Below are 24,117 nucleotides of genomic sequence, written 5' to 3'. Positions count from 1 at the left end.
CGCTCCTGATGGCCCGCTGTCGATTCCCGAAGGGTCCGGCAACGGCAAATGTGCAACACACAACAACAACTCCTGTGGAGACAAAAATGAACCTATCACTGCGTAAAGTAGCCCTGGCCGCTGGTTGCCTGATGTTCGCCGGGCAGTTGCTCGCCGAACCCAAGCGTCCGGAATGCATCGCCCCGGCCGCGCCTGGCGGCGGTTTTGACCTGACGTGCAAACTGGCCCAAAGCGCCCTGGTGAACGAAAAACTGCTGACCAAACCGATGCGTGTGACCTACATGCCCGGCGGCGTCGGTGCAGTGGCCTACAACGCAGTGGTCGCTCAGCGCCCGGCCGACGCCGGCACGCTGGTGGCCTGGTCCAGTGGCTCGCTGCTGAACCTGGCCCAAGGCAAATTCGGGCGTTTCGACGAAAACGCCGTTCGCTGGTTGGCAGCCGTTGGCACCAGCTATGGCGCCATCGCGGTCAAGAGCGATTCGCCCTACAAGAACCTCGATGATCTGGTACAGGCACTGAAGAAAGATCCAGGCTCCGTGGTCATCGGTTCCGGCGGCACCGTGGGCAGCCAGGACTGGATGCAAACCGCACTGATCGCCAAGGCCGCCGGTATCGACCCGCGCAAACTGCGCTACGTGGCGCTCGAAGGCGGTGGCGAGATCGCAACGGCCCTGCTGGGCGGCCATATTCAGGTAGGCAGTACGGACATCTCCGACTCCATGCCACACATCCAGAGCGGCGACATGCGCCTGCTGGCGGTGTTCGCCGAGAAGCGCCTGGATGAGCCGGAAATGAAAGACATCCCGACCGCCCGTGAACAAGGCTACGAGATCGTCTGGCCAGTGGTTCGTGGCTTCTACCTCGGGCCGAAGGTCAGTGATGAAGACTACGCCTGGTGGAAAAACGCATTCGACAAGCTGCTGGCTTCCGAAGACTTCGCCAAGCTGCGTGACCAGCGCGAACTGTTCCCGTTCGCCATGACCGGTCCGGAACTGGACACCTACGTGAAGAAGCAAGTGGCCGACTACAAGATGCTGGCCAAAGAGTTTGGCCTGGTCCAGTAATCGCCTCTGTTCTCGCGGCGGCGCCTGCATCACTGCGGCGCCGCCCAGGAGTTAGTCATGCTCATCCAACGTATTTTCGCTTCAGTGCTGCTGCTGGTTTGCGTCGGCCTCGCGCTGATGGCCTGGCCCTACCAGGCAGCCTTTTCCTATGAACCGGTCGGGCCGCGCGCCTTCCCCTTGCTGATGATCGGGCTGCTGAGCCTGGCCCTGCTTTATATGGTGTTTCGTCCGACGCCCATCGTGCACAGCGACGAAGATCCGCAACTGGATCGCGAGACCCTGCAGAAAATCGGCATCTGCGTAGTGCTGCTGCTGATATTCGCCGGGACCTTCGAACCCCTGGGTTTCATCCTCGCCAGCATTGTGGTCGGGGTTCCGATGGCGCGCCTGTATGGCGGTCGTTGGGTGCCGAGCGTGGTGATCATCAGCCTGATGGCCATCGGTCTCTATCTGTTGTTCGACAAGCTGATGGACGTGCCGCTGCCCCTGGGCCTGCTCGACGTCCTGGAGAATTGATATGGATACCCTGAATTATCTCGGCCAGGGTTTTGGCGTTGCACTGACCCCCTACAACCTCGTTACCGCCCTGAGCGGCACCCTGATCGGCACCGTGGTCGGCCTGCTGCCGGGCCTGGGCCCGATCAATGGCGTGGCGTTGCTGATCCCGATTGCATTCGCCCTCGGCCTGCCACCGGAGTCGGCCCTGATCCTGCTGGCGGCCGTATACCTGGGTTGCGAATACGGCGGACGAATCAGCTCGATCCTGCTCAACATCCCGGGTGAAGCCTCCACCGTCATGACCACCCTGGACGGTTACCCGATGGCCCGCAAAGGCATGGCCGGCGTCGCCCTTTCGCTGTCGGCATGGAGCTCGTTCATCGGTGCATTCATTGCCACCTGCGGCATGGTGCTGTTCGCCCCGCTGCTGGCCAAATGGGCGATTGCCTTCGGACCGGCGGAATACTTCGTGCTGATGGTGTTCGCCATCGTCTGTCTCGGCGGCATGGCCGGAGACCGCCCGCTCAAGACCTTCATCGCGGCGCTGATCGGGCTGTTCCTGTCCTGCGTCGGGATTGACGCCAACAGTGGCGTCTACCGTTTCACCGGGGACAATATCCATTTGACCGACGGCATCCAGTTCGTCGTGCTGGTGCTGGGCCTGTTCTCCATCAGTGAAATTCTGTTGCTGCTGGAAAAGACCCATCGCGGCCAGGAAGCGGTGAAAGCCACCGGGCGGATGATGTTCAACGTCAAGGAAGCGGCGTCGGTGTTCTGGGTGAACATGCGATGCGGCGTGCTTGGCTTCATCATGGGCGTGTTGCCAGGTGCCGGTGCGACGCTGGCCAGTGCCGTGGCGTACATGACGGAAAAACGCATCGCCGGTGCAAGCGGTACGTTCGGCCAAGGTGACAAGCGTGGCCTCGCCGCCCCGGAAACCGCCATCGGCGGCGCCGCCTGCGGTGCGTTGGTGCCGATGCTGACCCTGGGTGTTCCGGGGTCCGGCACCACGGCGGTGATGATCGGCGCGCTGTCGCTGTACAACATCACCCCGGGTCCGCTGCTGTTCCAGCAACAACCTGACATCGTCTGGGGCCTGATCGCCTCGTTGTTCGTCGCCAACATCATGCTGGTGATCCTCAACATCCCGATGATCCGCGTCTTCACCCGTATCCTGGCCGTGCCGAACTGGGCATTGGTACCGGTCATCGCGATCATCACCGGGATCGGCGTCTACGCGGTGCACGCCACCACGTTCGACCTGTTCCTGATGATCGGCATCGGCATCTTCGGTTACATCCTGCGCAAGCTGGACTTCCCGTTGTCGCCGGTCCTGTTGGGCTTCATCCTCGGAGGCCTGATGGAACAGAACCTGCGTCGTGCGCTGTCGATTTCCAACGGTGCGCTGGAAATCCTCTGGTCGAGCCCGATCACCCTCGGTTGCTGGGTATTGACCGTCATCATGCTGCTGATGCCATTGCTGCGGATCTGGCGCCGTCGCTCGGCTCAACGTCGCGCCCTGGCCAATGTCTAAAGCAACACTCAGACAATGGTGGGGAACACCGCTGGTCGGTCTGGCCGGCGGTTATCTGGCCAGCCTGATCGGCTGGCCTTTGCCCTGGATGGTTGGCTCGTTGCTGGCGATCATCCTGGTGCGCTGCCTCACACCGTGGCAACTGATGGAAATCCCTGGCGGCCGTAAATGCGGCCAGTGGGTGGTCGGCATCGGTATCGGCCTGCACTTCACCCCGGTGGTGATGGAGCAGGTGCTGAGCCATTTTGGCCTGATCTTCTTCGGCGCGCTGATCACCAGCGTGTCCAGCGTGGTGAGTGTGTGGCTGATGCGCCGCACCGGCGAAGACCGCGCCACCGCTTTTTTCTCCAGCATGCCGGGCGGTTCCGGCGAGATGGTCAACCTCGGTGCCCGCAATGGCGCCGACCTGAGCCGCGTCGCTGCCGGCCAGAGCCTGCGGGTACTGGTGGTGGTGCTGTGCGTACCGGCCGCTTTCAAATACTTGCTCGGCGAAGGCGCCCCGGTGCAGCACGCTGCCACGGTGGACTGGCTGTGGCTGGCGCTGCTGTTCCCGGCGGGCGCCCTGCTCGCCTGGGGCTGGGAGCGTTTGCGCCAACCCAACCCGTGGCTGTTCGGACCGTTGCTGGTGAGTGCGGCGGTGAGCATCGGCTGGGATCTGCACATCGGCCTGCCCGACGGTGGCAGCCAGATCGGCCAGTGGTTGATCGGCAGCGGATTGGGTTGTCATTTCAACCGGCAGTTCTTCCGCCGCGCGCCGTCGTTCATGGGACGAACGCTGATCGGCACGGTGTTGACGATGCTGATCGCAACCCTCGCGGCCCTGGGCCTGAGCACGCTGACCCACCTGGACTTGCGGTCACTGACCTTGGGCATGATGCCCGGCGGTATTGCGGAAATGAGCCTGACGGCGGAGACGCTGCAACTGTCGGTACCGCTGGTGACGGCGTTGCAGGTGATGCGACTGCTGTTTGTGCTGTTTCTGGCGGAGCCGTTGTTCAGGTATTGGATTCGCAAGCCGGGTTCGGTCTGATCGTCCGCGGCGCCTTCATCGCGAGCAGGCTCGCTCCCACAGAATATTGCGGCGTACACAAATCAGTGTGGGAGCGAGCCTGCTCGCGATGGGGCCCGTCAGCTGGGCGCATTAAACCGGCGGCAACCGCCAATCAATCGGCGCTTCGCCCTGTTGCTCAAGAAACTTGTTGGCCCGACTGAAATGCCCGCACCCCAGGAAACCGCGGTAAGCCGACAGCGGCGACGGGTGGACGGAGGTCAGCACCAAGTGTTTGGTGGCATCAATCAGCTTCTGCTTGCCTTGGGCATGAGCGCCCCACAGTAGAAAGACCAAATGCGGCTGGTGCTCACTGACCACTTCAATGACCCGATCAGTAAAGTGCTGCCATCCCTTGCCTGCGTGGGAGTTGGCATTGGCACGCTCCACGGTCATGGTGGTGTTGAGCAGCAACACCCCCTGGTCGGCCCAACTTTGCAGGTAGCCGTGATTCGGGATGTCGATATTCAGATCGCGTTTCAATTCCTTGTAGATGTTCACCAGCGAGGGCGGCGCCGGCACGCCCGGCTGCACTGAAAAGCACAAGCCATGAGCCTGGCCTGGGCCGTGATAAGGGTCCTGGCCGAGGATCACGACCTTGACCTTGTCCAGCGGCGTGGAGTTGAGGGCATTGAAAATCAACGATGCCGGTGGGTAAATTTCCTTGCCGGCGGCGTACTCCCGACGCAGAAATTCACGCAACTCTGCCATATAGGGCTGGTCGAACTCGGCACGCAGGGCTTGCTTCCAGCTCGGTTCGAGTTTGATACGGTCGTCAGCAGTCATGGTTGCACCCGGTAAAAACAATGGGCGCACCCTAGGAAAGCCTACATGGCTTGTCAATTGATCTGACGCAGAACCGGCACTTTCCTACGCAGCGGTCATACTGATCATTCAAATTTCTGATCGAGGTCACGATGAATCTGCACTTCGAAGAACTCACTGGCATCAATGGCGCCCGTATCGGCATCGCCACCCTGGATGCTGAAAAATCCTTGAATGCCCTCTCCTTGCCGATGATCAACGCCCTGCGCGATCGTCTCGACGCCTGGGCCAGAGAACCGCAAATCGTCTGTGTATTGTTGCGTGGCAACGGCGCCAAGGCGTTTTGCGCCGGCGGCGAAGTGCGCAGCCTGGTAGAGGCCTGCCGCGCTCAACCAGGTGAAGTACCGCCCTTGGCGGCGCAATTTTTTGCCGCGGAGTACCGACTGGACTTCAACCTGCACACTTTTCCCAAGCCCTTGGTGTGCTGGGGCCATGGCTACGTGCTTGGCGGCGGCATGGGGTTGTTGCAAGGCGCGAATATTCGGATCGTCACACCGAGCACGCGCCTGGCGATGCCGGAAATCAGCATCGGCCTGTACCCGGATGTCGGCGCCAGTTGGTTCCTGTCGCGGCTGCCCGGCAAGCTTGGCCTGTTCCTGGGCCTGACGGGCGCCCATATGAATGCCCGGGATGCCATTGACCTGGGTCTGGCCGACCGTTTCCTGTTGGATGAACAACAGGACGATCTGATCGAAGGCCTGCTGCAACTCAATTGGCAGGAACAGACGCCCATGCAGCTCAACAGCTTGCTCAAGGCCTTGCAACAGGAAGCCGTCGCCCAGTTGCCCGAGGCGCAATGGCTACCGCGCCGGCAGAAAATCGACGAATGGCTGGATGTCAGCGATGTACGTTGCGCCTGGAAAACCCTCAGCCTGCTGGTGGACCATTCAGACCCATTGATCGCCCGGGCGGCCAAGACCATGACCGAAGGCTGCCCGCTGACTGCTCATCTGGTCTGGGAACAGATCGCCCGAGCCCGGCATTTGTCATTGGCAAGTGTGTTGCGCATGGAATACACCTTGAGCCTCAACTGCTGCCGACACCCTGAATTCAGCGAGGGCGTGCGGGCGCGGCTGATCGACAAAGACCACAAGCCCCGCTGGCACTGGCCGGACATCAACCATGTCCCCGCAGCAGCGGTCGAGGCGCATTTTCACAAGGCCTGGGAAGGGCGGCATCCGCTGGCGGATTTGTCTAATGAGTAAAGAACCTGGGTGACACTCTGTGAGAGCGACATCTGTGGGAGCAAAGCTTGCTCGCGATAGCGGTATGCCAGTCACCGGGAAGCTGACTGACCCCCTGTCATCGCGAGCAAGCTTTGCTCCCACAAGTGTTATCCCATCGGGTTTGTTACAGGCACAAAAAAGCGGCGCTCAATGCGCCGCTTTTTGCTGCCGACGAATCAGCGGTGGTTACGCCGTCCATCATGATCACCGCGTCCCCGATGATCACGTCCGCCTCGACCACGACGGTCGTCATTCCAGCCGCCCCGGTTATGGCCGTCCCAGCCGCCCCGGTGTGGATGAGACCGGTATGCCGTGCGCGGTGGCGAGTAATAGCGTGGACCGTGTTGGTAGTAGCGCGGCGCCGAGTAATAGCGTGGTGCCGGTTGGTAATAACGCGGTGCCGAGTAATACCGCGGAGCGTAATAGCCGCGCGGTGCCGAGTAGTAGCTCCCGCCACCGTAATAGACCGGCGCCGGTGAGGTGTAGACCTCGGAACGGTAGTAGCTTGAGCCTCCGTCGTAAGGAACACATGCCGAAAGTGTCAAACCCAGAAACGCAATGAGCAGAAGTCGTCGATACATGGCGGCCTCCTGGACCGCTAATGAGCCACATCAGCGACGCTGGCGGGCGGCAGTCATCTATTGGGTGACTGACGATTAATCTGACAGCGAAATCCGAATCTGGTGCGCCCCGGCAATAAGTTGAAACATGTGCCCCGTGCCTCATCCCGGTGCGATAAAGCACCACAACCATGCACAAACCCACTGGCGACGCCGCGCTGTTCTCCCCCCACCCGCTTTGGACCGGGCCTTTACGCTACTTGGCACGGCTCTCGCTTTAACAAACTCCGTGCAGGAGTCATCACAGGTTCGCGGCACCACAATTTGCAATGGCTGACTAGGGTTCCGGCTCGTCTCTGGCGAGTGGCTGGTCCGAGAGTTGGCGACCTCCAGTTGAGGTTACACGGCGGGACAAAAGCCCGGGAGACAAGCCACCGTTCGCGGTGCCGCGTTGCTCCTGTCCGCCCTTGATCAACTGGAGAACCACCATGCTCAAGCTTCGTCTTTGCGCCCTGCTCCTCGCTACGTTCTCGGCCCTCGTAAGCCCCTCGTCCCCTGCCGCGCAAAAAGACCATTTCAGCGTCTGCTGGACCATTTACGCCGGATGGATGCCCTGGGAGTACGCCGGCAGCCAAGGCATTGTCGATAAATGGGCGAAAAAATACGGCATCACCATCGATGTCGTGCAGCTCAACGACTACGTCGAATCCATCAACCAATACACCGCCGGTCAGTTCGACGGCTGCACCATGACCAACATGGACGCCCTGACCATTCCCGCCGCCGGCGGCGTGGACAGCACCGCGCTGATCGTCAGCGATTTTTCCAACGGCAATGACGGCATCGTGCTCAAGGGTGACGGCAAGAAAGTCGCCGACCTCAAGGGCATGGACGTCAACCTGGTGGAGCTGTCGGTCTCCCATTACCTGCTGGCCCGCGCCCTGGACTCGGTCGGTCTGACCGAAAAAGACCTCAAAGTCGTCAACACCTCCGATGCCGATATCTCCGCGGCCTTCAATACCGACCAGGTCAAGGCCGTCACCACCTGGAACCCGATGCTCTCGGACATCAAGGCCCAGCCCGGCGTGAGCGAGGTGTTCAATTCCAGCCAGATCCCGGGAGAGATCATGGACATGATGGTGGTCAACACCCAGACCCTGCAGGACAACCCGGCCCTGGGCAAAGCATTGACCGGTGCCTGGTTTGAAGTGGTGGCGCTGATGGATGCAAAAAACGCCGCCAGCAAGACCGCACTCGAACACATGGCCAAAGCCTCGGGCACCGATCTGGCCGGATTCCAGTCGCAGTTGGACACCACCAAGTTGTTCGCCACGCCCAAGGAGGCCCTGAGCTTCGCCACCAGTGAGCAACTGCCCGCCACCATGCGCAAGGTCGCCGAGTTTTCGTTCCAGCACGGTTTGCTCGGCGAAGGCGCCAAGGACACCGACGCGGTCGGCATGACGTTTGCCAATGGCGTGACCAGCGGCGACAAGGCCAACCTCAAACTGCGCTTTGACCCGACCTACGTGCAGTTGGCCGCCGACGCCAAGCTGTAAACCGGAGGAGCTGGCATGCGCCTGATCAACCGCTATCCGGATCGCCCCAGCCGCCTGTTGTTGGTGATCCTGCCCTTCGCGCTGGTGCTGTTCGCCTACTTTATGGGCTCGGCCGAACGGTTGACGGACAACCCCAACGACAAGCTGCTGCCCAGCGCGGTGCAGATGGCCGATGCGGTCAAACGCCTGGCCTTCACCGCTGACGTGCGCAGTGGCGATTACCTGCTCTGGCAAGACACCGCATCGAGCCTGCGCAGACTGGCAATCGGCCTGGGCATCAGCGCCTTGGCCGGCCTGTGCCTGGGCATCGCCGCCGGCACGCTGCCGCTGTTCGGCGCGCCGCTGTCGCCGTTGCTCACCGTGCTGTCGATGGTGCCACCCTTGGCGATCCTGCCCATTCTGTTCATCGTCTTCGGTCTGGGAGAATTGTCGAAGGTGATGCTGATCGTCATTGGCATCACCCCGTGTCTGGCCCGGGACCTGGAACAGCGCGCCCGGGAAATTCCGCCCGAGCTGCTGATCAAGGCCCAGACCCTCGGCGCTTCGACCTGGACCCTGATGCTGCGGGTGGTGCTGCCGCAATTGCTGCCACGCCTGTTGATTTCCCTGCGGCTGATGCTCGGTTCGGCCTGGCTGTTTCTGATCGCCGCCGAAGCCATCGCCTCCACCGATGGGCTGGGCTATCGGATTTTCCTGGTGCGCCGGTACCTGGCGATGGATGTGATCTTGCCGTACGTGGTGTGGATCACCTTGCTCGCCTGGCTGATGGACTGGGGTCTCAAGCACCTGACCCGGCGAGCGTTCCCCTGGTATGAGGGGGCGAAGGCATGAGCTTCATCAAGGTCAATAACGTCTGGCAGCAGTACGCCGATCAGGTGGTGCTCGAACGCTTGAACCTGAGCGTCGCCGAAGGCGAGTTCTGCACGCTGGTGGGGGCGTCGGGTTGTGGCAAATCGACCTTTCTGCGGCTGCTGTTGGGCCAGGAGCGCGCCAGTCGCGGGCAGATTCTGCTGGACGGTGAGCCTCTGGCTGGTGAGCCGGATGCCAGCCGTGGCGTGGTGTTCCAACGTTACTCAGTGTTCCCGCATCTGACGGTGCTGAACAACGTTGCCCTGGGCCTGGAACTGCCGCGCTCGCCGCTGCTGGGACGCCTGTTCGGCAGCGCCAAACGCCAGGCCCGTGAAGAGGCCGCGCATCTGCTGAACAAGGTCGGCCTCGGCCATGCACTGGACAAATACCCGGCGCAGTTGTCCGGGGGCATGCAACAGCGGCTGGCCATCGCCCAGGCGCTGATCATGAAACCCCGTGTCCTGCTGCTGGACGAACCCTTCGGCGCACTCGATCCCGGCATTCGCAAAGACATGCACGCCCTGTTGCTGGAGCTGTGGCGCGAAACCCGCTTGACGGTGTTCATGGTCACCCATGACCTGTCCGAAGGATTCAGCCTCGGCACCCGCCTGCTGGTGTTCGACAAGGTTCGCGTCGATCCCCATGCCCCCGGCGCCTATGGCGCGCGCATCACCTACGACATTCCACTGAACAGCGACCGCCGCACCGCCCGTGCCGCCGTCGACGCCCTGCCCGCCGAACTGGCCGGCGCATTGCGTATCGCTTGAAAGGAGTTTTCCCATGACCGATTCGACCCAATTGTTTCCTCCCTTCGCCGAAGAGCTGCTGCCCGGTGGCGGCCACCGTTCCTTCGTACTCAAGCGCGGTCAACTGCTGCGCCTGACCGATCTGCGCGGCGGGGCCAACGTGAGCCTGACGCTGCTCAATGCCAATGAGAAAACCGAGCGCCTGAACCTGCCCGACAGCCTCAAATGCCAACACACCGCCAAACTCACCACCGGCCATTGCCTGTACTCGGACATGGGCCGGGTGCTAGCGGCGATCACCGCCGACACGTGCGGTTGGAGCGATAGCCTAGGCGGTGTGCTCTGCGCCGAGGAAGTGGCTGAAAAATACGGCCAGGGCCGCTATCAGGAACTGCGTAACGGGTTCTTCCGCAACGGCACCGACAACCTGTTGGTGGAGCTGGGCAAATGGGGGTTGGGCCTGTCCGACCTGCTGATGACCCTCAACCTGTTCAGCCGGGTCGATGTCGATGAGGCCGGCAACTTTCACTTCGTTGAAGACCATTCCCAGGCCGGCGATTACATCGAGCTCTACGCACCGATGGATACCCTGGTGGTGCTGACTGCGCTGCAACACCCGATGGACCCGAACCCGCAATACGCCCCGCAACCGCTCAAGCTCAGCTGGATGAACGCCGAGCCCAGCGTGGCCGAGCACTGCCGCAACTCGCGCCCGGAAAACCAGCGCGGCTTCATCAACACCGACCGCCTGTTCGCCTGAGGATCGCTGCCATGTCACTTGCCATCGCCACCCTGCAAAAGCAGCCCGACGCCGCCATCTACCGCGCCACCATCCCCGCCGGGGAACCCTGGCTGGTGGAGGTCAAGGCCGGCCAGACCCTGCGCATCCTCGACCTGGAAGGCAACCAGGCGGTCGATACGCTGTTCTACAGCCTGGCCAATCCCAAGGAACGCTACGACGTGCAGCGCACCCTGCGCCGGCAGAACAGCGTGTACCTGAGCACCGGGAGCGTGCTGTATTCCAACCTCGGCCGGCCCATGCTGACCATCGTTGAAGACACCTGCGGGCGCCACGACACCCTCGGTGGCGCCTGCGCCCAGGAAAGCAACACCGTGCGCTACGCCCTGGAAAAACGCTACATGCACAGTTGCCGCGACAACTACCTGCGGGCCTGCGCCCACGACGGTCGTCTGGGCAAGGGCGACATCGGGCCGAACATCAACTTCTTCATGAACGTGCCGGTCACCGCCGACGGCGGCCTGACGTTCGAGGACGGGATTTCGGCGCCCGGCAAATACGTCGACCTGCGGGCCGAGATGGACGTGATCGTCCTGATCTCCAACTGCCCGCAACTGAACAACCCGTGCAACGCCTACAACCCCACGCCAGCGGAGCTTTTGATATGGAACTGAAACTCACCCGCCTGCGCCGCTGGCTGTTTGCCTTGTGCCAGAGCCGGTCGGGGCAGTGCATCAAATAAACACTGATTTCATGAACACCCTCAAACCCTTGTGGGAGCGAGCCTGCTCGCGATGGCAGCAGCACATCCAACACTGATGTAACTGACAGACCGCTATCGCGAGCAGGCTCGCTCCCACAGGGGAGTCGGGTGTTTGGAGGTTTCGCCACCAGGGACGACCCCGGCGGCCATCGAAAACTGCGGGACGGCCCGCATCCCAGTTCAGGCTGACAGTCATGCCTGAGGGGGTTACGCCATGTTCAAAAAAATCCTCATCGCCAACCGTGGCGCCATCGCCTGCCGGATCCTGCGGACCCTGCGCGAGCTGAAGGTCGAAGGCGTCGCGGTGTATTCCCAGGCCGATGCGGCCAGCTTGCATATCCTGCAGGCCGACGAAGCCCACTGCCTGGGCGAAGGTGCGGCGGTCGGTACGTATCTGGCGGTGGACAAGCTGCTGGCAATCGCCAAAAGCAGCGGCGCGACGGCGATCCATCCCGGCTACGGCTTTCTCTCGGAAAACGCCGCCTTCGCGCAGGCCTGCGAGGCCGCCGGCATCGCTTTCATCGGCCCGACGCCAGAGCAACTGCGTGTGTTCGGCCTCAAGCACACCGCCCGCGACCTGGCTCGCCGGCACGGCGTGCCACTGCTCGAAGGCAGCGAACTGCTCGACAGCCTCGACGCCGCGCTACTGGCCGCCAACCAGGTCGGCTATCCGGTCATGCTCAAAAGCACCGCTGGCGGCGGTGGCATCGGCATGCGTGTCTGTCGCAATGCCGCCGAGTTGAGCGAGTCATTCGAAGCGGTCAAGCGCTTGGGCCAGAACAACTTCAGCGATGCCGGCGTGTTCATCGAGAAGTACATCGAACGGGCTCGACATCTTGAGGTTCAGGTATTCGGCGATGGCCAGGGCCAGGTGATCGCACTGGGCGTGCGCGACTGCTCGGTGCAGCGGCGCAACCAGAAAGTCATCGAAGAAACCCCTGCGCCCAACTTGCCCGAAGGTATGGCCGAGGAGCTCTGCGCAGCAGCGATTCAACTGGCCCAGGCGGTCAACTACCGCAGCGCCGGCACCGTGGAGTTCGTGTTCGACAGTGACGCCGGGCGCTTTTACTTTCTGGAAGTGAACACCCGCTTGCAAGTGGAGCACGGCGTCACCGAACAAGTGTGGAACGTCGACCTGGTGCGCTGGATGGTGCAACTGGCCGCCGGGGACCTGCCGCCCCTGAGCGAGTTGAGCCAGGGGTTGCGAGCCCAGGGCCATGCGATTCAGGCGCGCGTGTATGCCGAGGATCCAGGCCGGGACTTCCAGCCGAGCCCGGGGCTGCTGACCGCTGTGCAATGGCCGCCAGCCGACGGCAAACAACTGCGCATCGACACCTGGGTCGAGGCCGGCTGCCAGATTCCACCCTACTTCGACCCGATGATCGCCAAAGTCATTCGTTGGGCGCCGACCCGTGAGCAGGCACGCCTGGGCTTGCATCAAGCGCTGAATGAAAGCCTGTTGTACGGCGTGGAAACCAACCGCGACTACCTGCAACAGATTCTCCTCGATGCACCCTTTGCCAGCGGCCAGCCCTGGACTCGCTGCCTTGAGGCGCTGGTCTATCGCGCCCACACTTTTGAAGTGCTCAGCCCCGGCACCCAGACCAGCATTCAGGACTACCCCGGCCGACTCGGCTATTGGGCGGTGGGTGTTCCGCCATCGGGACCGATGGACAGCCGCTCGCTGTGCCTGGGCAATCGCCTGCTGGGCAATGAAGAAGGCGCCGCGGCGCTGGAAATCACCATGAGCGGGCCGTTGCTGCGTTTCAACTGCGCTGCCAGGGTGGCCGTGACCGGCGCGGTCATTGCGCTGACCCTCGATGACGAAGCTGTGCCGATGAACACTGCCCTGTCGATTCCTGCCGGTTCCACGTTGGCGATCGGCACCATCGCCGGCGCCGGGGCGCGCAGTTACTTGTGCCTGCAAGGCGGCGTGCAAGTGCCGGATTACCTGGGCAGTAAAAGCACCTTCACCCTCGGCCAGTTCGGCGGCCATGGGGGGCGGGCCTTGTGTACCGGCGACGTGTTGCACCTGGCGCCCCTGGATGAGCGCGCGACCGTGGCGCACACGAGCGAACCCACTCTGGAGCTGCCCGACGTGCGCCAGATCCGCGTGATTTACGGCCCCCATGGCGCGCCGGAATACTTCACCGAGCGCTACATCCACACCTTCTTCGACACGGCCTGGGAAGTGCATTTCAACTCCAGCCGAACCGGCGTGCGCCTGATCGGGCCGAAACCCGAATGGGTACGCGCCGACGGCGGCGAGGCCGGACTGCACCCATCCAACATCCATGACAACCCGTATGCCATCGGCGCCGTGGACTTCACCGGCGACATGCCCGTCATCCTCGGGCCCGACGGCCCGAGCCTGGGTGGTTTCGTCTGCCCGGTGACGGTGATCGAGGCGGATCTTTGGCAACTGGGGCAACTGAAGGCCGGGGACAGGGTGCGGTTTGTGCCGGTGGACCTGAAGACCGCCCGCTCTCTGACCTTGGAATGGAATCAATGCGGGAGCGAGCCTGCTCGCGATGAAGTGGTTGCGGAGTCTGATCTGGCCCCATCGCGAGCAGGCTCGCTCCCACAGGGGTTTGGGTCGCCTGTGGTGTTGGATATCGGTCAGGACGATACCCGTCTGGTGGCGAGATTGGCCGGCGACACGCACCTGCTGCTGGAGATAGGCGCTCCCGAACTGGATCTGGTGCTGCGTTTTCGCGCCCATGCCTTGATGCAGGCGCTGGAGCACAAACAGTTGCCCGGCGTAATCGACCTCACGCCGGGCATTCGTTCGTTGCAAGTGCATTACCAACCCGAACAACTGCCGCTGGCCGAACTACTGCAGATCCTCAGCGGTGAATGGGACGCGGTGTGCGCCGCGCAGGATCTGCAGGTGCCATCACGCATCGTGCATCTGCCGCTGTCCTGGGACGATCCGGCCTGCCAGCTGGCCATCGAAAAATACATGACCACGGTGCGCAAGGACGCGCCCTGGTGCCCGAGCAATCTGGAGTTCATCCGCCGTATCAACGACCTGCCCAACCTCGACGCAGTGCAACGCACGGTGTTCGACGCCAGCTACCTGGTGATGGGCCTTGGGGATGTCTACCTCGGCGCGCCGGTCGCCACGCCACTGGACCCTCGGCATCGGCTGGTGACCACCAAATACAATCCGGCCCGCACCTGGACTGCGGAAAACTCGGTGGGCATCGGCGGCGCGTACATGTGTGTGTATGGCATGGAAGGCCCAGGTGGATATCAGTTCGTCGGGCGCACGTTGCAGATGTGGAATCGTTATCGCGAGGTCGCCGCATTCGACGGCAAACCCTGGCTGTTGCGGTTCTTCGACCAGATCCGCTTCTACCCGGTCAGCGCCGATGAACTGCTGCGCATCCGCCGGGACTTCCCGCTGGGCCGCTTCGACCTGAACATCGAACACGGTCAACTCAACCTTGCTGATTACCAGCGCTTCCTGGCGCAGGAGGCGGACAGCATCGCCGCGTTCCGAGCGCAGCAACAAGGCGCCTTCAATGCCGAGCGCGAGCGCTGGATCGCCAGTGGCCAGGCACACTTCGACAGCGAAGAACCGGCACCCGCGCCCAGCGAAGATTCGCTGCTGAGCGAAGATCAACTCAGTGTCGATAGCCACATCGCTGGCAATCTCTGGCAGGTCCAGGTGCAGGTGGATGCTCGGGTCAGCGCGGGTGACGTACTGGTGATTCTGGAGTCGATGAAGATGGAGATCCCACTCCTCGCCCCCGTGTCCGGAGTGGTGCGCCAGATTCGTGTACAGCCCGGCTCGGCGGTGCGCGCCGGACAACGTGTGGTGGTGCTGGAACGTGACTGAACTCAATCAAAGGATTAATGCCATGACCCCGTCTTTACGCCTGGACGATTTGCGCGACGCCTACCGCAGCGGCGAACTTACACCTCGCAATTTACTGTTGAGCCTGCGGGAAAAAGCCGCGGCGCTGAACCCGGACTACCACCTGTTCATCCACCTGCTGACGCCCGAGGAGCTTGAACCTTACCTCGTCGCGCTGGAGGGCCAGGATCTGGAAAACCTGCCGCTGTATGGCGTGCCGTTCGCGATCAAGGACAACATCGACCTGGCAGGTATTCCCACCACGGCCGCCTGCCCGGCGTTCAGCTACGTGCCGCAACGTTCGGCCACCCTTGTCGAGCAGCTACTGGCCTTGGGCGCGATTCCTCTGGGCAAGACCAATCTCGACCAGTTCGCCACCGGGCTCAACGGCACCCGCTCGCCTTACGGTGCCTGTCGCAATAGCGTGCTGCCCGACTATCCGGCCGGCGGTTCAAGCGCCGGCTCATCACTGGCGGTGGCCCTGGGTGTGGCAAGTTTTGCCCTGGGCACCGATACCGCTGGTTCGGGTCGGGTGCCGGCGGCGCTGAACAATCTGCTGGGTTTGAAGGCCACCAAGGGATTGATTTCCACGGCGGGTGTGGTGCCGGCCTGTCGCACGCTGGACTGCGTCACGACCTTCACCGCAACGGCGCGGGAAGCCAGCCAGTTACTGGCGCTGACAGCCCGTCTCGACCCACGCGATGAGTACAGCCGCCGCAATCCGATGTGGAACGACGGCTCTGCGTTCGGCGCGCCACGCAGCTTTCGCTTCGGCGTGCCTCGTCGGCAAGACCTGGCTTTTTTCGGCTGCCATGAAGGTCCACGACTGTTTCAAGCGGCCATCGAGCGCCTCAAGGGCCTGGGCGGCGAAGCGGTGGAACTGGACCTGTCCCCATTTCTGGAAGCCGCCCGGCTCCTTTATGAAGGGCCTTGGGTGGCTGAGCGCTACAGCGTTGCCGGGGAGTTGATGGAGCGCGAGCCCGACGCCGTACTGCCAGTTATCCGCGCCGTATTGGCGAAAGCGCCTACCGTGGATGGCGTACAAACCTTCCGTGCCCAGTACCGTTTGCAAGCGCTCAAAGCCCAATGCGATCGCACCATGGAAACGCTCGATTGCGTCCTCACCCCGACCATCGGTCGCCCGGTGACCCTCGCCGAACTGGCCGCCGAACCGGTGCTGCGCAACTCGGAGCTGGGTTACTACACCAACTTCATGAACCTGCTGGACTACGCTGCCGTCGCTGTTCCCAGCGCATTCATGGCTAACGGCTTGCCTTGGGGCGTGACGCTGTTCGGTCGGGCCTTCACCGATCAATACCTGTTAAGCGTCGCCGACGCCTTGCAGCGCCAACAAGCGCCGGCCGTGCCAGCGCCGGCCAACCCGGCTCGCCATGACCGGGCGCGGCTGGTGGTGTGCGGGGCGCATCTGGACGGTTTGGCACTGAACTGGCAGCTCCAGCAACGCGGAGCCCGTCTGGTCGAGGCCACCCACAGCTCAGCCGATTACCGTCTCTACGCACTGGCCGGTGGCCCGCCTCTGCGTCCCGGCATGCTGCGGGTCAGTGAAGGCGGCGTGGCCATCGAGGTGGAGGTTTGGGAATTGCCGAGCAGTGAACTCGGTTCGTTCCTGACCGGCATCCCCGCGCCGCTTGGGCTGGGCAAGGTACAACTGGCCGACGGCCGCTGGGAAAGCGGATTCATTTGTGAGCCGTATGGTTTGACGGACGCGCAGGACATCAGCCATTTGGGGGGATGGCGGGCTTATTTAGATAGTCTGAAACAGTTGTGATTGTGTGGCGAGGGAGCTTGCTCCCGCTCGGCTGCGAAGCAGACGCTTTTGCGGCCGCTGCACTTCGGTAAATCCCTCGCCACCCTTTACAAACCTGCAAATCCGAGCACCTTTTCCTACAAGGCCACTAAACTGATTTCATTGGGTCTGCGCCAAGGAAATCGCCATGTCGCTCCGTTCGCCGTTGTATTCCCAGCGCAAGCCGCTCCTGCTCGTGGCGGGGCTGCTAGGTGCAGGCTTTCTGATCATTTCATTGTTGGGCTACCACGCTGCCAACACTTCGGTACGGGACCACACGCTCAGGACGCTGTACCTGAACCTGCTGATCGGCCTGATCGTGACGCTGGCGGTGTTGGCAATCCTCTATCAATTGATCAGCAGCTACCAACGCCGCATCGACGCCCAGGCGACCCTCGACAGCCTGACGGAACTTCCCAACCGCCGTGGCTTCGACCTGTTGGCGGCACAAGCCCTGCACGAAGCCCAACGTGAACCCCAACCCCTGGCGGCGCTGCTGCTGGAACTGGACGAGTTCAAGCGACTGGACTCCACCCATGGTCACATCGCCAGCGACCAGTTGTTGACCGGGTTCGCTCGCGACTTGACCGACAGCCTGCGGCATTCGGACATCGTGTGCCGCTGGAGTGGCGAGACGTTTATCGTGCTGCTCAAGGACACCGACGGGCAGAACGGTCTGAAGATCGCCGAGAAAATTCGTCAACGGATCGAACAACAACGTTATTTCTGCAGTGGCAAAGAGCTGCGGGTCACCGTCAGCATCGGCCTCACCACCTTGCAGGACGAAGATACCTTGCACAGCTTGCTGTCGCGGACCGATCATGCGCTGCAACGCGCCCGGCAAACCGGGAACAACCGAACCTGTGTACAGATGCCTCACTCCAGCTATGAATAAACCTGACCTGTGCCCGGCCTGTGGCGCCAGCAATGACTGCACCCTGGCCGACCCGCGAACCGCCGACCGCGCCTGCTGGTGTTACGGCGTGAGCATCGACCCGGCCGTGCTTGAAGCATTGCCGGCCGAGCTGCGAGACCGGTCCTGCCTGTGCCCACGTTGCGCCCAGGTCGAAGCCCAGTTGCGGGCCAAGCCGCAGCCGATCGCGTAAGATGCCCGCCCTTCGCTCTCTTGCCTGACCTGCCCCATGCGCCTTGACCGCTTCCTCAGTAATCTGCCGCGTTTCAATCGCCAACAAGTCCGGTTGTTGTTGGTGGCACGCCGGGTGCGGATCGACGGGCAGATCATCAGCGACCCTCATGCGCAGGTGCGCGAATTCAGCCGGGTCGAAGTCGATGAACAGGTGCTGCAAGCCGGTCGCCCACCCCGGTATTTCATGCTGCACAAACCGCCCGGTTGCGTCAGCGCCACCCGCGACCCGCAGCACCCCACCGTGCTGGACCTGCTGGACGAGCCAGACAAGGACGACCTGCACATCGCCGGGCGGCTGGACTTCAACACCACAGGGCTGATGCTGATCACCAATGACGGCAGTTGGTCACGGCGCCTGACCCAACCGCAGACCAAACTGCCCAAGGTCTATTACGTCGAGACCGAGCAACTCATCACCGCCGAATACGCCGTCACCTTCGCACGCGGGCTGTACTTCGCTTTCGAAAACCTCACCACCCAGCCTGCGGAACTGCTACTGCTGGGGCCAAGATCGGCGCGACTGAGCATCGTTGAAGGCCGCTATCACCAGGTCAAACGCATGTTCGGCCACTTCGACAACAAGGTGTTGCGCCTGCACCGTGAACGCATGGGACCGCTGCTGCTGGACGCCGAGCTTGAGCCAGGCCAATACCGTGCCCTGAGCCCTGAAGAGATCCAGCTGATCTGATCGTATGACCGCTCGGCAGAAGTGTCGGGCAATTTTCAAACAACACTTGCGCGACGGCCGGTCCACTGCTTGAATCAAACCGTCGGCCGAAATGTGACCGATGAGTCACCACATACTTCCAAGAAACTTTTTGCCGGCCGGAGCCTCCTCGGGTTCCTTCTTAACTCCGGCAAACTGCCCGCCATAACAATACCCGTCGACCGGCTTTCGTGGATCGACATGGGCCTTATCTTTCAGGCGTATGCCTACCTGTCACATTGCTCGTGCAATCTCATTGCGCGCATACCCGCTTGCCAGGAGTCTTATGACATGAGGCCAGAAATCGCTGTGCTGGATATACAGGGTCAGTATCGGGTTTACACGGAGTTCTATCGCGCAGACGCCGCGCAAAAGACCATCATCCTGGTCAACGGCTCGATGGCCACCACCGCGTCGTTTGCACAGACCGCCAAAAACCTCTACCCGCAATTCAACGTCGTGCTGTACGACCAACCCTATGCGGGCAAGTCCAAGCCCCACAACCGCCATGAAAAAATGCTGACCAAAGAGATCGAAGGCCAGATCCTCCTGGAGTTGATCGATCACTTTGCCGCAGAGCATGTGCTGTCTTTTTCCTGGGGCGGCGCCGCCACCCTCACCGCCTTGGCCCAGCGTCCACGGCGCATCGAAAAAGCGGTGATCAGCTCGTTCTCCCCAGTGCTCAATGCACCGATGCGCGACTACCTGGAACGCGGCGTGGATTACCTGGGCAGCCTGGACGGCGACCGCGTGGGACACCTGGTCAACAGCACCATCGGCAAACACTTGCCGCCGCTGTTCAAGCGCTTCAACTATCGCCACGTCAGCAGCCTGGCCGAGCACGAATATGGGCAGATGCATTTCCACATCAACGACGTGCTCCACAGCGACCGGTTGTGCTACGTCAACGCGGCGAAAAAAATCAACGTGCCGGTGCTGTTCCTGAACGGCGAATGGGACGAATACACCTCAGCCAGCGATGCCAAGGTCTTCGCCGACCACGTGCAACACAGCACCTTCAGCACGCTGCAAGCCACGGGGCATTTCCTGGACATGGAACACAAAGCCGCCTGCCGCGACAGCCGTGATGCCCTGCTGGGTTTCCTCAAGCAGCCCCATCAAGAAAGCCGGCCGCGCTACAACTACGTGCAGGACTACCATGCCCTGGCTATGTGAAACCGAGTCCTCGCGAGCAAGCCCCGCTCTGCCCCAACAGACACGGGGCTTGCCCGCGAACGACCGCTCTGGTTTGAGGTTTGCGTAGACGCATCACCGCTGCGCCCGTAAAGAAAAACTTCAAATCCGCGCCCACATCTGGTACAAAGTCAGCCGCTCTGAGCGGGTGTCGTATAATGGCATTACTCCAGCTTCCCAAGCTGATAACGAGGGTTCTTATAGGATTACCCGTTTTGTGAACAAAGAAACACGCTTAAAGCGGGTATAGTTTAGTGGCAAAACGAAAGCTTCCCAAGCTTTAGTTGAGGGTTCGATTCCCTCTACCCGCTCCACTCCAAGCCCCGTATCTCGCGGGCTCCAGCATTCCCCCACCACCAAATTTGCCCCCAGTCACAACCGATCCCGACTTGTGAACAAGAAGCCCTTTTTCCTCTTTCCTAGCCGTAAAACCACGCAGGTTTGTGATTAAGAGTGCCCCCCCGTAAATCCATAGCCACAACTCATTTCCGCTCACCAATCCCTCAATCAGCCCCTCCTAAGGGATGCCACTACACTTGCGCCTCCCGTGCTCCGACGCCTCATTCAGTGCATAGCTCAAGACTATGAGTTGCTTTCGAGCTTCTTGGGCTCAATCGTGAGATTGCAGCAGCTAATGGATCGTCTCAGGAATCCTGCGCCGCTTTCCGCAGCCCACGCAGATCGATAAACTGGCGTGATGCATCGTACAAACCTGGTTCGCCCAGGCCTCTTAAAGATGATCACGGATGACAGCAGATGCCTTCTTTGCGCCCCTCACAATACGCCATGCAACAGCGCACCGACGGTGGCCCATTTCTTCGTTTCGACTTAGAAGACGCCATGATTCTGACCGAGGAGGAGCTTGAGGCCATTGAATCAGACAGCGAGTATGAATCGATAAGTGAAGAGGTCTATGGGATCTCTCGGGTCTATTACAGCGACGTAGCCTTACCTGACGATGCGCCTGGATGGCACCTAATCCTAAAGATCGCTGCAGATTACCTAACTCTTTATCCCATCATCACTCGGTCGGGACATCCTGAGTACGCTCAGCCCAAATACGACACCATCACGTCAATCATAATCACTAGGCCCGTTTACCAGCCTTATGTTCATCCGTCCGACCAATACGCTGTCGACGAACTACTTAACGGCCTGCCTGCTGGCCTGTCGAAGGATTGGCGCTACGGTCTCGGGTTTCACTACGAATACCGGTACATACTTCAAGCACTGGGCGGATTGGAAGGTGTAGACACCCTTATCCTTCACGGCGGAAGTGGTCACAACGACGCAAAGATCAAAGGCAACGAGTTTTACCTGGGAATTAATCGGCTTGAGCAGTTGAAGAAAAGCTTGGATCGTCTGACCCAACGTCACCAACGGGAGACTGCAGCAGACAAAAAGCTCGTTTGCTACACAAGCTTGCTTCACCAATCGGCACCAGAGTTGTACCCACCCCGCGCCCGGAAATTAGCGCCGGATATGCTGGCCGACCTCGTTTCACTTGGTTCGGCGTCCCCTAAGCTTTCTCCGAAAGATCAGCAACAAATAACAAAGCTTGCGCAACAGAGTGTCCCATCTTTGGCGAAATCCGAGCCTCGCACCCTGTACAGCCTCAAGGCAGAAATCGAGCTCGTCACACTTGGCGAGCTCATCGAGGTTTATCGGAAGATGATGGATAACAATGCCAGTGAATCCAAATGGCAGACCTTCCTCAGCGAAAATCCATTTGTGCTAGACATGGCGTTTGGGTATCCCGTAAAGAAAATCGCAGATCAGCCCTATGTAGGTGGAAAGAGCTTCCATGGTCAAGGCGGCCAATATTCTGACTTCCTCATGGCAGCGAAGGCCACTGGGAATCTCGCCCTGATAGAAATCAAGCATCCCCAGCATGACCTGCTCGGAAAACCCTACCGAAAGACCTTTCCCCCGTCCTACGAGCTTAGCGGTTCAGTCGCCCAGATCATCAGCCAGCGCAGCCATGTGCAGCGAGAGATTTACGGCTTGGCGTATGACCTCGAAGAGCGCGTTCACGCCCATGCGGTTGCAGCCATCGTGATTATTGGGCGCACCCCAAACGAAGAAAATAAACAGCGCGCCTTTGAGCAATATCGGAACGGTCTGAAGGACGTTTTGGTGGTGACGTTCGATGAACTGCAGGTTCGACTCGAAAGCATTCATCAAGCCCTGATGCCGAAACCCCAAGATGCCCCTGAGCCAACTGAGGACGAAGACTTACCCTTCTGAATTTGCTCGATATTGGCCTTACATCGAATCGCCTATCATCCGTAACGCCGAAAATGATCGTGAATATCTGGACGAACCTTCAGAGCCAAGGTCATCACAGCCATTGATTGACTAAGAAGTGCATCGTCCCTTTCAGAGCCTTCGACGAAATTGGCATGGCCGGCACCGCCATCTTGATACTTAGCGCCATGAACGAGATTGTTCCTCACTCGGCGGATAGCGAGAAATAAATCCAACGTGCGTTCCACAGCATTTGTATCTTTCCACCCAAGCATCCCATCATCGAGCTTCACTTGTTTTTTGGGAGGATTGGCAACTAGGACAGGAGCAATTTCTAGGGCGATGACATCAACCAGAAATCCCTGGCCAAGATCTCGGGCAAATTTATCCCAATCAGGGCTCACTCCATTATCGTCGCCAATTGCATAGGTACCAGATCGCTTAAGTGCGCATTCGAATCTTGAGAAAACGACGAAAAAGTCTACTGCCAGCTTCGGCAGCTCTGCCCTGAGAGCCTCTTCAACCAAGTCCATATTTACTCCAGAAAATCCGTTAATCCTGCGCAGGCATCGAGTGTTGCATCAATCTGCACCCACATTGGCCGCAGGTAGGAAAACGTGATGTGTAATACCTGCAAATTCAGACTCAGCACGCTCCTAGCCTAGAGGAAGCTCTCCCCGCCAGCGGGCTACCAAGCGCTTTTAGGTACTTGCCCAAATCCTGGAAGCCCGCCTCGTGCAATACTCGAGCGACCTTCGCCGAGCGCTTCTCAGATTTAGGCAAGAAGATCGCACATTGCTCGGTGTAAGGGCGTGGTAGAGCTTTCCAATAGTAGGTGGCCTCAAAGTTTTGCATGGCCTTGTGGAAACCTAATTGGTGGTCGGTTTTCCAGGACATCACAAAAATCTCGAAGTCGCGGCGAAGGCTTGCCACGGCTACTTGGTTGATACCGTACGTTACGTATCTGCCGGACAAAGGCACTTTGATCTCAAGGCTCTTCGCTATGTACTTGGCTGCTGCGAAGTGATGAGAGCCACCACTGTTGATGAGGAAAACCCTCCCATCCCATTCCCACGTAGCGAAATGGTCAGTGGTCTTCTCTCGAGAAATGATGCGGATCTCATCCCAGCGGAGGTTTTCTTCGAGCTTCTCCTTCGTGACAGGGTTGATCATTTCCTGAGAATTTCGCTCAACCATGGCGTCCGTACTCTTGAACTTGTGCAATTCGGACTTCGACCCCGAGAAACCATCAATCTCCTGGATCTCGCATCTCAATTGCTCCTGCTCAATGACAGTGCCGAGATTCAGCAGATCCTCGCGCACGATGCTTATGCTGCCATAGTTGTGATACGCGCCTGGGCAACGCGTCCAGCCACTGAGACGCCGACGGTGAAAATGATCTTCACTCAGTAGGTTTCCAAAATCATTCCAACGAACGATCTCGAATGCACCGATACCCTTTTCATGCTCAACGAGGTGTCTGTTCAACCCGCTGTCTTCGCGCACGAGGTTGATCAGTGAGGCCGGATAACCTAAGTCCTCAAGCAGAGAATTTCGAAGAAATTTTACAGCCTTCCTTAGCATTACAAGCTCCTGTGTCGTTGCGAGTGAAGCGGCGATGGAGTCAAGAGTGCAGAAAAAGGCATCACAAAACCAGCGGATAACAATCAGCGTTCCCATCACCCTACGAGCTTTACAAATCAAAAAATACGCCAATGATGGCTAAACTCCATCATAGTGGTTGGA

20 protein-coding genes, 1 tRNA gene, 1 pseudogene and 1 riboswitch are annotated in these 24,117 nt (G+C 60.4%); of the genes and pseudogenes, 18 read left to right on the top strand and 4 right to left on the bottom strand.

Features of this window, described 5'->3' with window-relative positions; genetic code table 11:
- Positions 1-86 precede the first annotated feature (86 nt).
- The 4 genes from QOM08_RS07015 to QOM08_RS07000 are packed head-to-tail and all read left to right on the top strand — an operon-like array spanning position 87 to position 4,126.
- Entirely contained in the window at positions 87-1,064 is a 978-nt protein-coding gene (locus tag QOM08_RS07015) for a Bug family tripartite tricarboxylate transporter substrate binding protein (protein ID WP_047227979.1), read from the top strand.
- A 57-nt stretch (positions 1,065-1,121) separates the two neighbouring features.
- A complete protein-coding gene (locus QOM08_RS07010; protein WP_092397315.1) occupies positions 1,122-1,580 on the top strand; it encodes a tripartite tricarboxylate transporter TctB family protein in 459 nt (152 codons plus the stop codon).
- A gap of 1 nt (position 1,581) precedes the next feature.
- Positions 1,582-3,096 (top strand): tripartite tricarboxylate transporter permease, encoded by a 1,515-nt coding sequence (locus QOM08_RS07005; protein ID WP_139050920.1) that lies wholly within the window; start codon positions 1,582-1,584, stop codon positions 3,094-3,096.
- Positions 3,089-4,126: an AbrB family transcriptional regulator gene (locus tag QOM08_RS07000; RefSeq protein ID WP_047227982.1), complete on the top strand. Its 1,038-nt coding sequence runs from the start codon at positions 3,089-3,091 to the stop codon at positions 4,124-4,126. Before QOM08_RS07005 ends, QOM08_RS07000 begins: the two co-directional genes overlap by 8 nt.
- 111 nt (positions 4,127-4,237) lie before the next feature.
- Here QOM08_RS07000 and ung read toward each other — a convergent pair whose 3' ends face one another.
- Entirely contained in the window at positions 4,238-4,930 is a 693-nt protein-coding gene (gene ung, locus QOM08_RS06995; protein ID WP_047227983.1) for a uracil-DNA glycosylase, read from the bottom strand.
- 131 nt (positions 4,931-5,061) lie between these two features.
- Between ung and QOM08_RS06990 the strand changes: the two genes are divergently transcribed.
- A complete protein-coding gene (locus tag QOM08_RS06990; protein WP_047227984.1) occupies positions 5,062-6,174 on the top strand; it encodes an enoyl-CoA hydratase/isomerase family protein in 1,113 nt (370 codons plus the stop codon).
- Positions 6,175-6,371: 197 nt separating this feature from the next.
- Here QOM08_RS06990 and QOM08_RS06985 read toward each other — a convergent pair whose 3' ends face one another.
- On the bottom strand, positions 6,372-6,776 hold the full coding sequence (locus QOM08_RS06985; protein ID WP_107322081.1) for a hypothetical protein: 405 nt from the start codon (positions 6,774-6,776) through the stop codon (positions 6,372-6,374).
- Positions 6,777-7,081: 305 nt separating this feature from the next.
- Positions 7,082-7,183: riboswitch (guanidine-I (ykkC/yxkD leader) on the top strand.
- 60 nt (positions 7,184-7,243) lie between these two features.
- Between QOM08_RS06985 and QOM08_RS06980 the strand changes: the two genes are divergently transcribed.
- The 13 genes and pseudogenes from QOM08_RS06980 (at position 7,244) to QOM08_RS06920 (ending at position 22,371) form a co-directional block, all read left to right on the top strand.
- A complete protein-coding gene (locus tag QOM08_RS06980; RefSeq protein WP_139050921.1) occupies positions 7,244-8,311 on the top strand; it encodes a putative urea ABC transporter substrate-binding protein in 1,068 nt (355 codons plus the stop codon).
- A gap of 15 nt (positions 8,312-8,326) precedes the next feature.
- Entirely contained in the window at positions 8,327-9,142 is an 816-nt protein-coding gene (locus tag QOM08_RS06975) for an ABC transporter permease (RefSeq protein WP_047227986.1), read from the top strand.
- Entirely contained in the window at positions 9,139-9,927 is a 789-nt protein-coding gene (locus tag QOM08_RS06970; RefSeq protein WP_047227987.1) for an ABC transporter ATP-binding protein, read from the top strand. The genes QOM08_RS06975 and QOM08_RS06970 overlap by 4 nt, the downstream gene beginning before the upstream one ends.
- A gap of 13 nt (positions 9,928-9,940) precedes the next feature.
- Positions 9,941-10,666 (top strand): urea amidolyase associated protein UAAP1, encoded by a 726-nt coding sequence (locus QOM08_RS06965; RefSeq protein ID WP_316912740.1) that lies wholly within the window; start codon positions 9,941-9,943, stop codon positions 10,664-10,666.
- 11 nt (positions 10,667-10,677) lie between these two features.
- Positions 10,678-11,319, top strand: coding sequence for an urea amidolyase associated protein UAAP2 (locus QOM08_RS06960; RefSeq protein WP_107322078.1), 642 nt, complete (start codon positions 10,678-10,680; stop codon positions 11,317-11,319).
- 303 nt (positions 11,320-11,622) lie between these two features.
- Positions 11,623-15,252, top strand: a complete 3,630-nt coding sequence (gene uca, locus QOM08_RS06955; RefSeq protein WP_316912739.1) for an urea carboxylase — start codon at positions 11,623-11,625, stop codon at positions 15,250-15,252.
- 22 nt (positions 15,253-15,274) lie between these two features.
- Positions 15,275-17,059, top strand: a complete 1,785-nt coding sequence (gene atzF / locus QOM08_RS06950) for an allophanate hydrolase (RefSeq protein ID WP_316912738.1) — start codon at positions 15,275-15,277, stop codon at positions 17,057-17,059.
- 301 nt (positions 17,060-17,360) lie between these two features.
- Positions 17,361-17,972 (top strand): annotated as a pseudogene (locus tag QOM08_RS06945) (GGDEF domain-containing protein); the annotation flags it as partial.
- Entirely contained in the window at positions 17,965-18,183 is a 219-nt protein-coding gene (locus QOM08_RS06940; RefSeq protein ID WP_316912737.1) for a cysteine-rich CWC family protein, read from the top strand. The pseudogene QOM08_RS06945 and the gene QOM08_RS06940, both read left to right, overlap by 8 nt.
- A gap of 36 nt (positions 18,184-18,219) precedes the next feature.
- Positions 18,220-18,912, top strand: a complete 693-nt coding sequence (locus QOM08_RS06935; protein ID WP_316912736.1) for a pseudouridine synthase — start codon at positions 18,220-18,222, stop codon at positions 18,910-18,912.
- 309 nt (positions 18,913-19,221) lie between these two features.
- Positions 19,222-20,106: an alpha/beta fold hydrolase gene (locus QOM08_RS06930; protein WP_281459465.1), complete on the top strand. Its 885-nt coding sequence runs from the start codon at positions 19,222-19,224 to the stop codon at positions 20,104-20,106.
- A 258-nt stretch (positions 20,107-20,364) separates the two neighbouring features.
- Positions 20,365-20,438 (top strand) — tRNA-Gly (locus QOM08_RS06925).
- 442 nt (positions 20,439-20,880) lie between these two features.
- Complete coding sequence (locus QOM08_RS06920) at positions 20,881-22,371, top strand: Shedu immune nuclease family protein (protein ID WP_160891814.1); 1,491 nt, start codon at positions 20,881-20,883, stop codon at positions 22,369-22,371.
- Between the two features lie 35 nt (positions 22,372-22,406).
- On the opposite strand, the gene QOM08_RS06915 is transcribed toward QOM08_RS06920, so the two are convergent.
- On the bottom strand, positions 22,407-22,904 hold the full coding sequence (locus QOM08_RS06915; protein ID WP_160891812.1) for a hypothetical protein: 498 nt from the start codon (positions 22,902-22,904) through the stop codon (positions 22,407-22,409).
- A gap of 112 nt (positions 22,905-23,016) precedes the next feature.
- Positions 23,017-24,051, bottom strand: a complete 1,035-nt coding sequence (locus QOM08_RS06910; protein ID WP_256676720.1) for a DUF6685 family protein — start codon at positions 24,049-24,051, stop codon at positions 23,017-23,019.
- Positions 24,052-24,117 lie beyond the last annotated feature (66 nt).

The organism is Pseudomonas sp. P105 (genome assembly GCF_032614175.1).
GTDB classification, from domain to species: Bacteria; Pseudomonadota; Gammaproteobacteria; order Pseudomonadales; family Pseudomonadaceae; genus Aquipseudomonas; species Aquipseudomonas rhizophila.
Note: the sequence above shows the minus strand (reverse complement) of the source record. Positions and strands in the feature narration are given on the sequence as shown.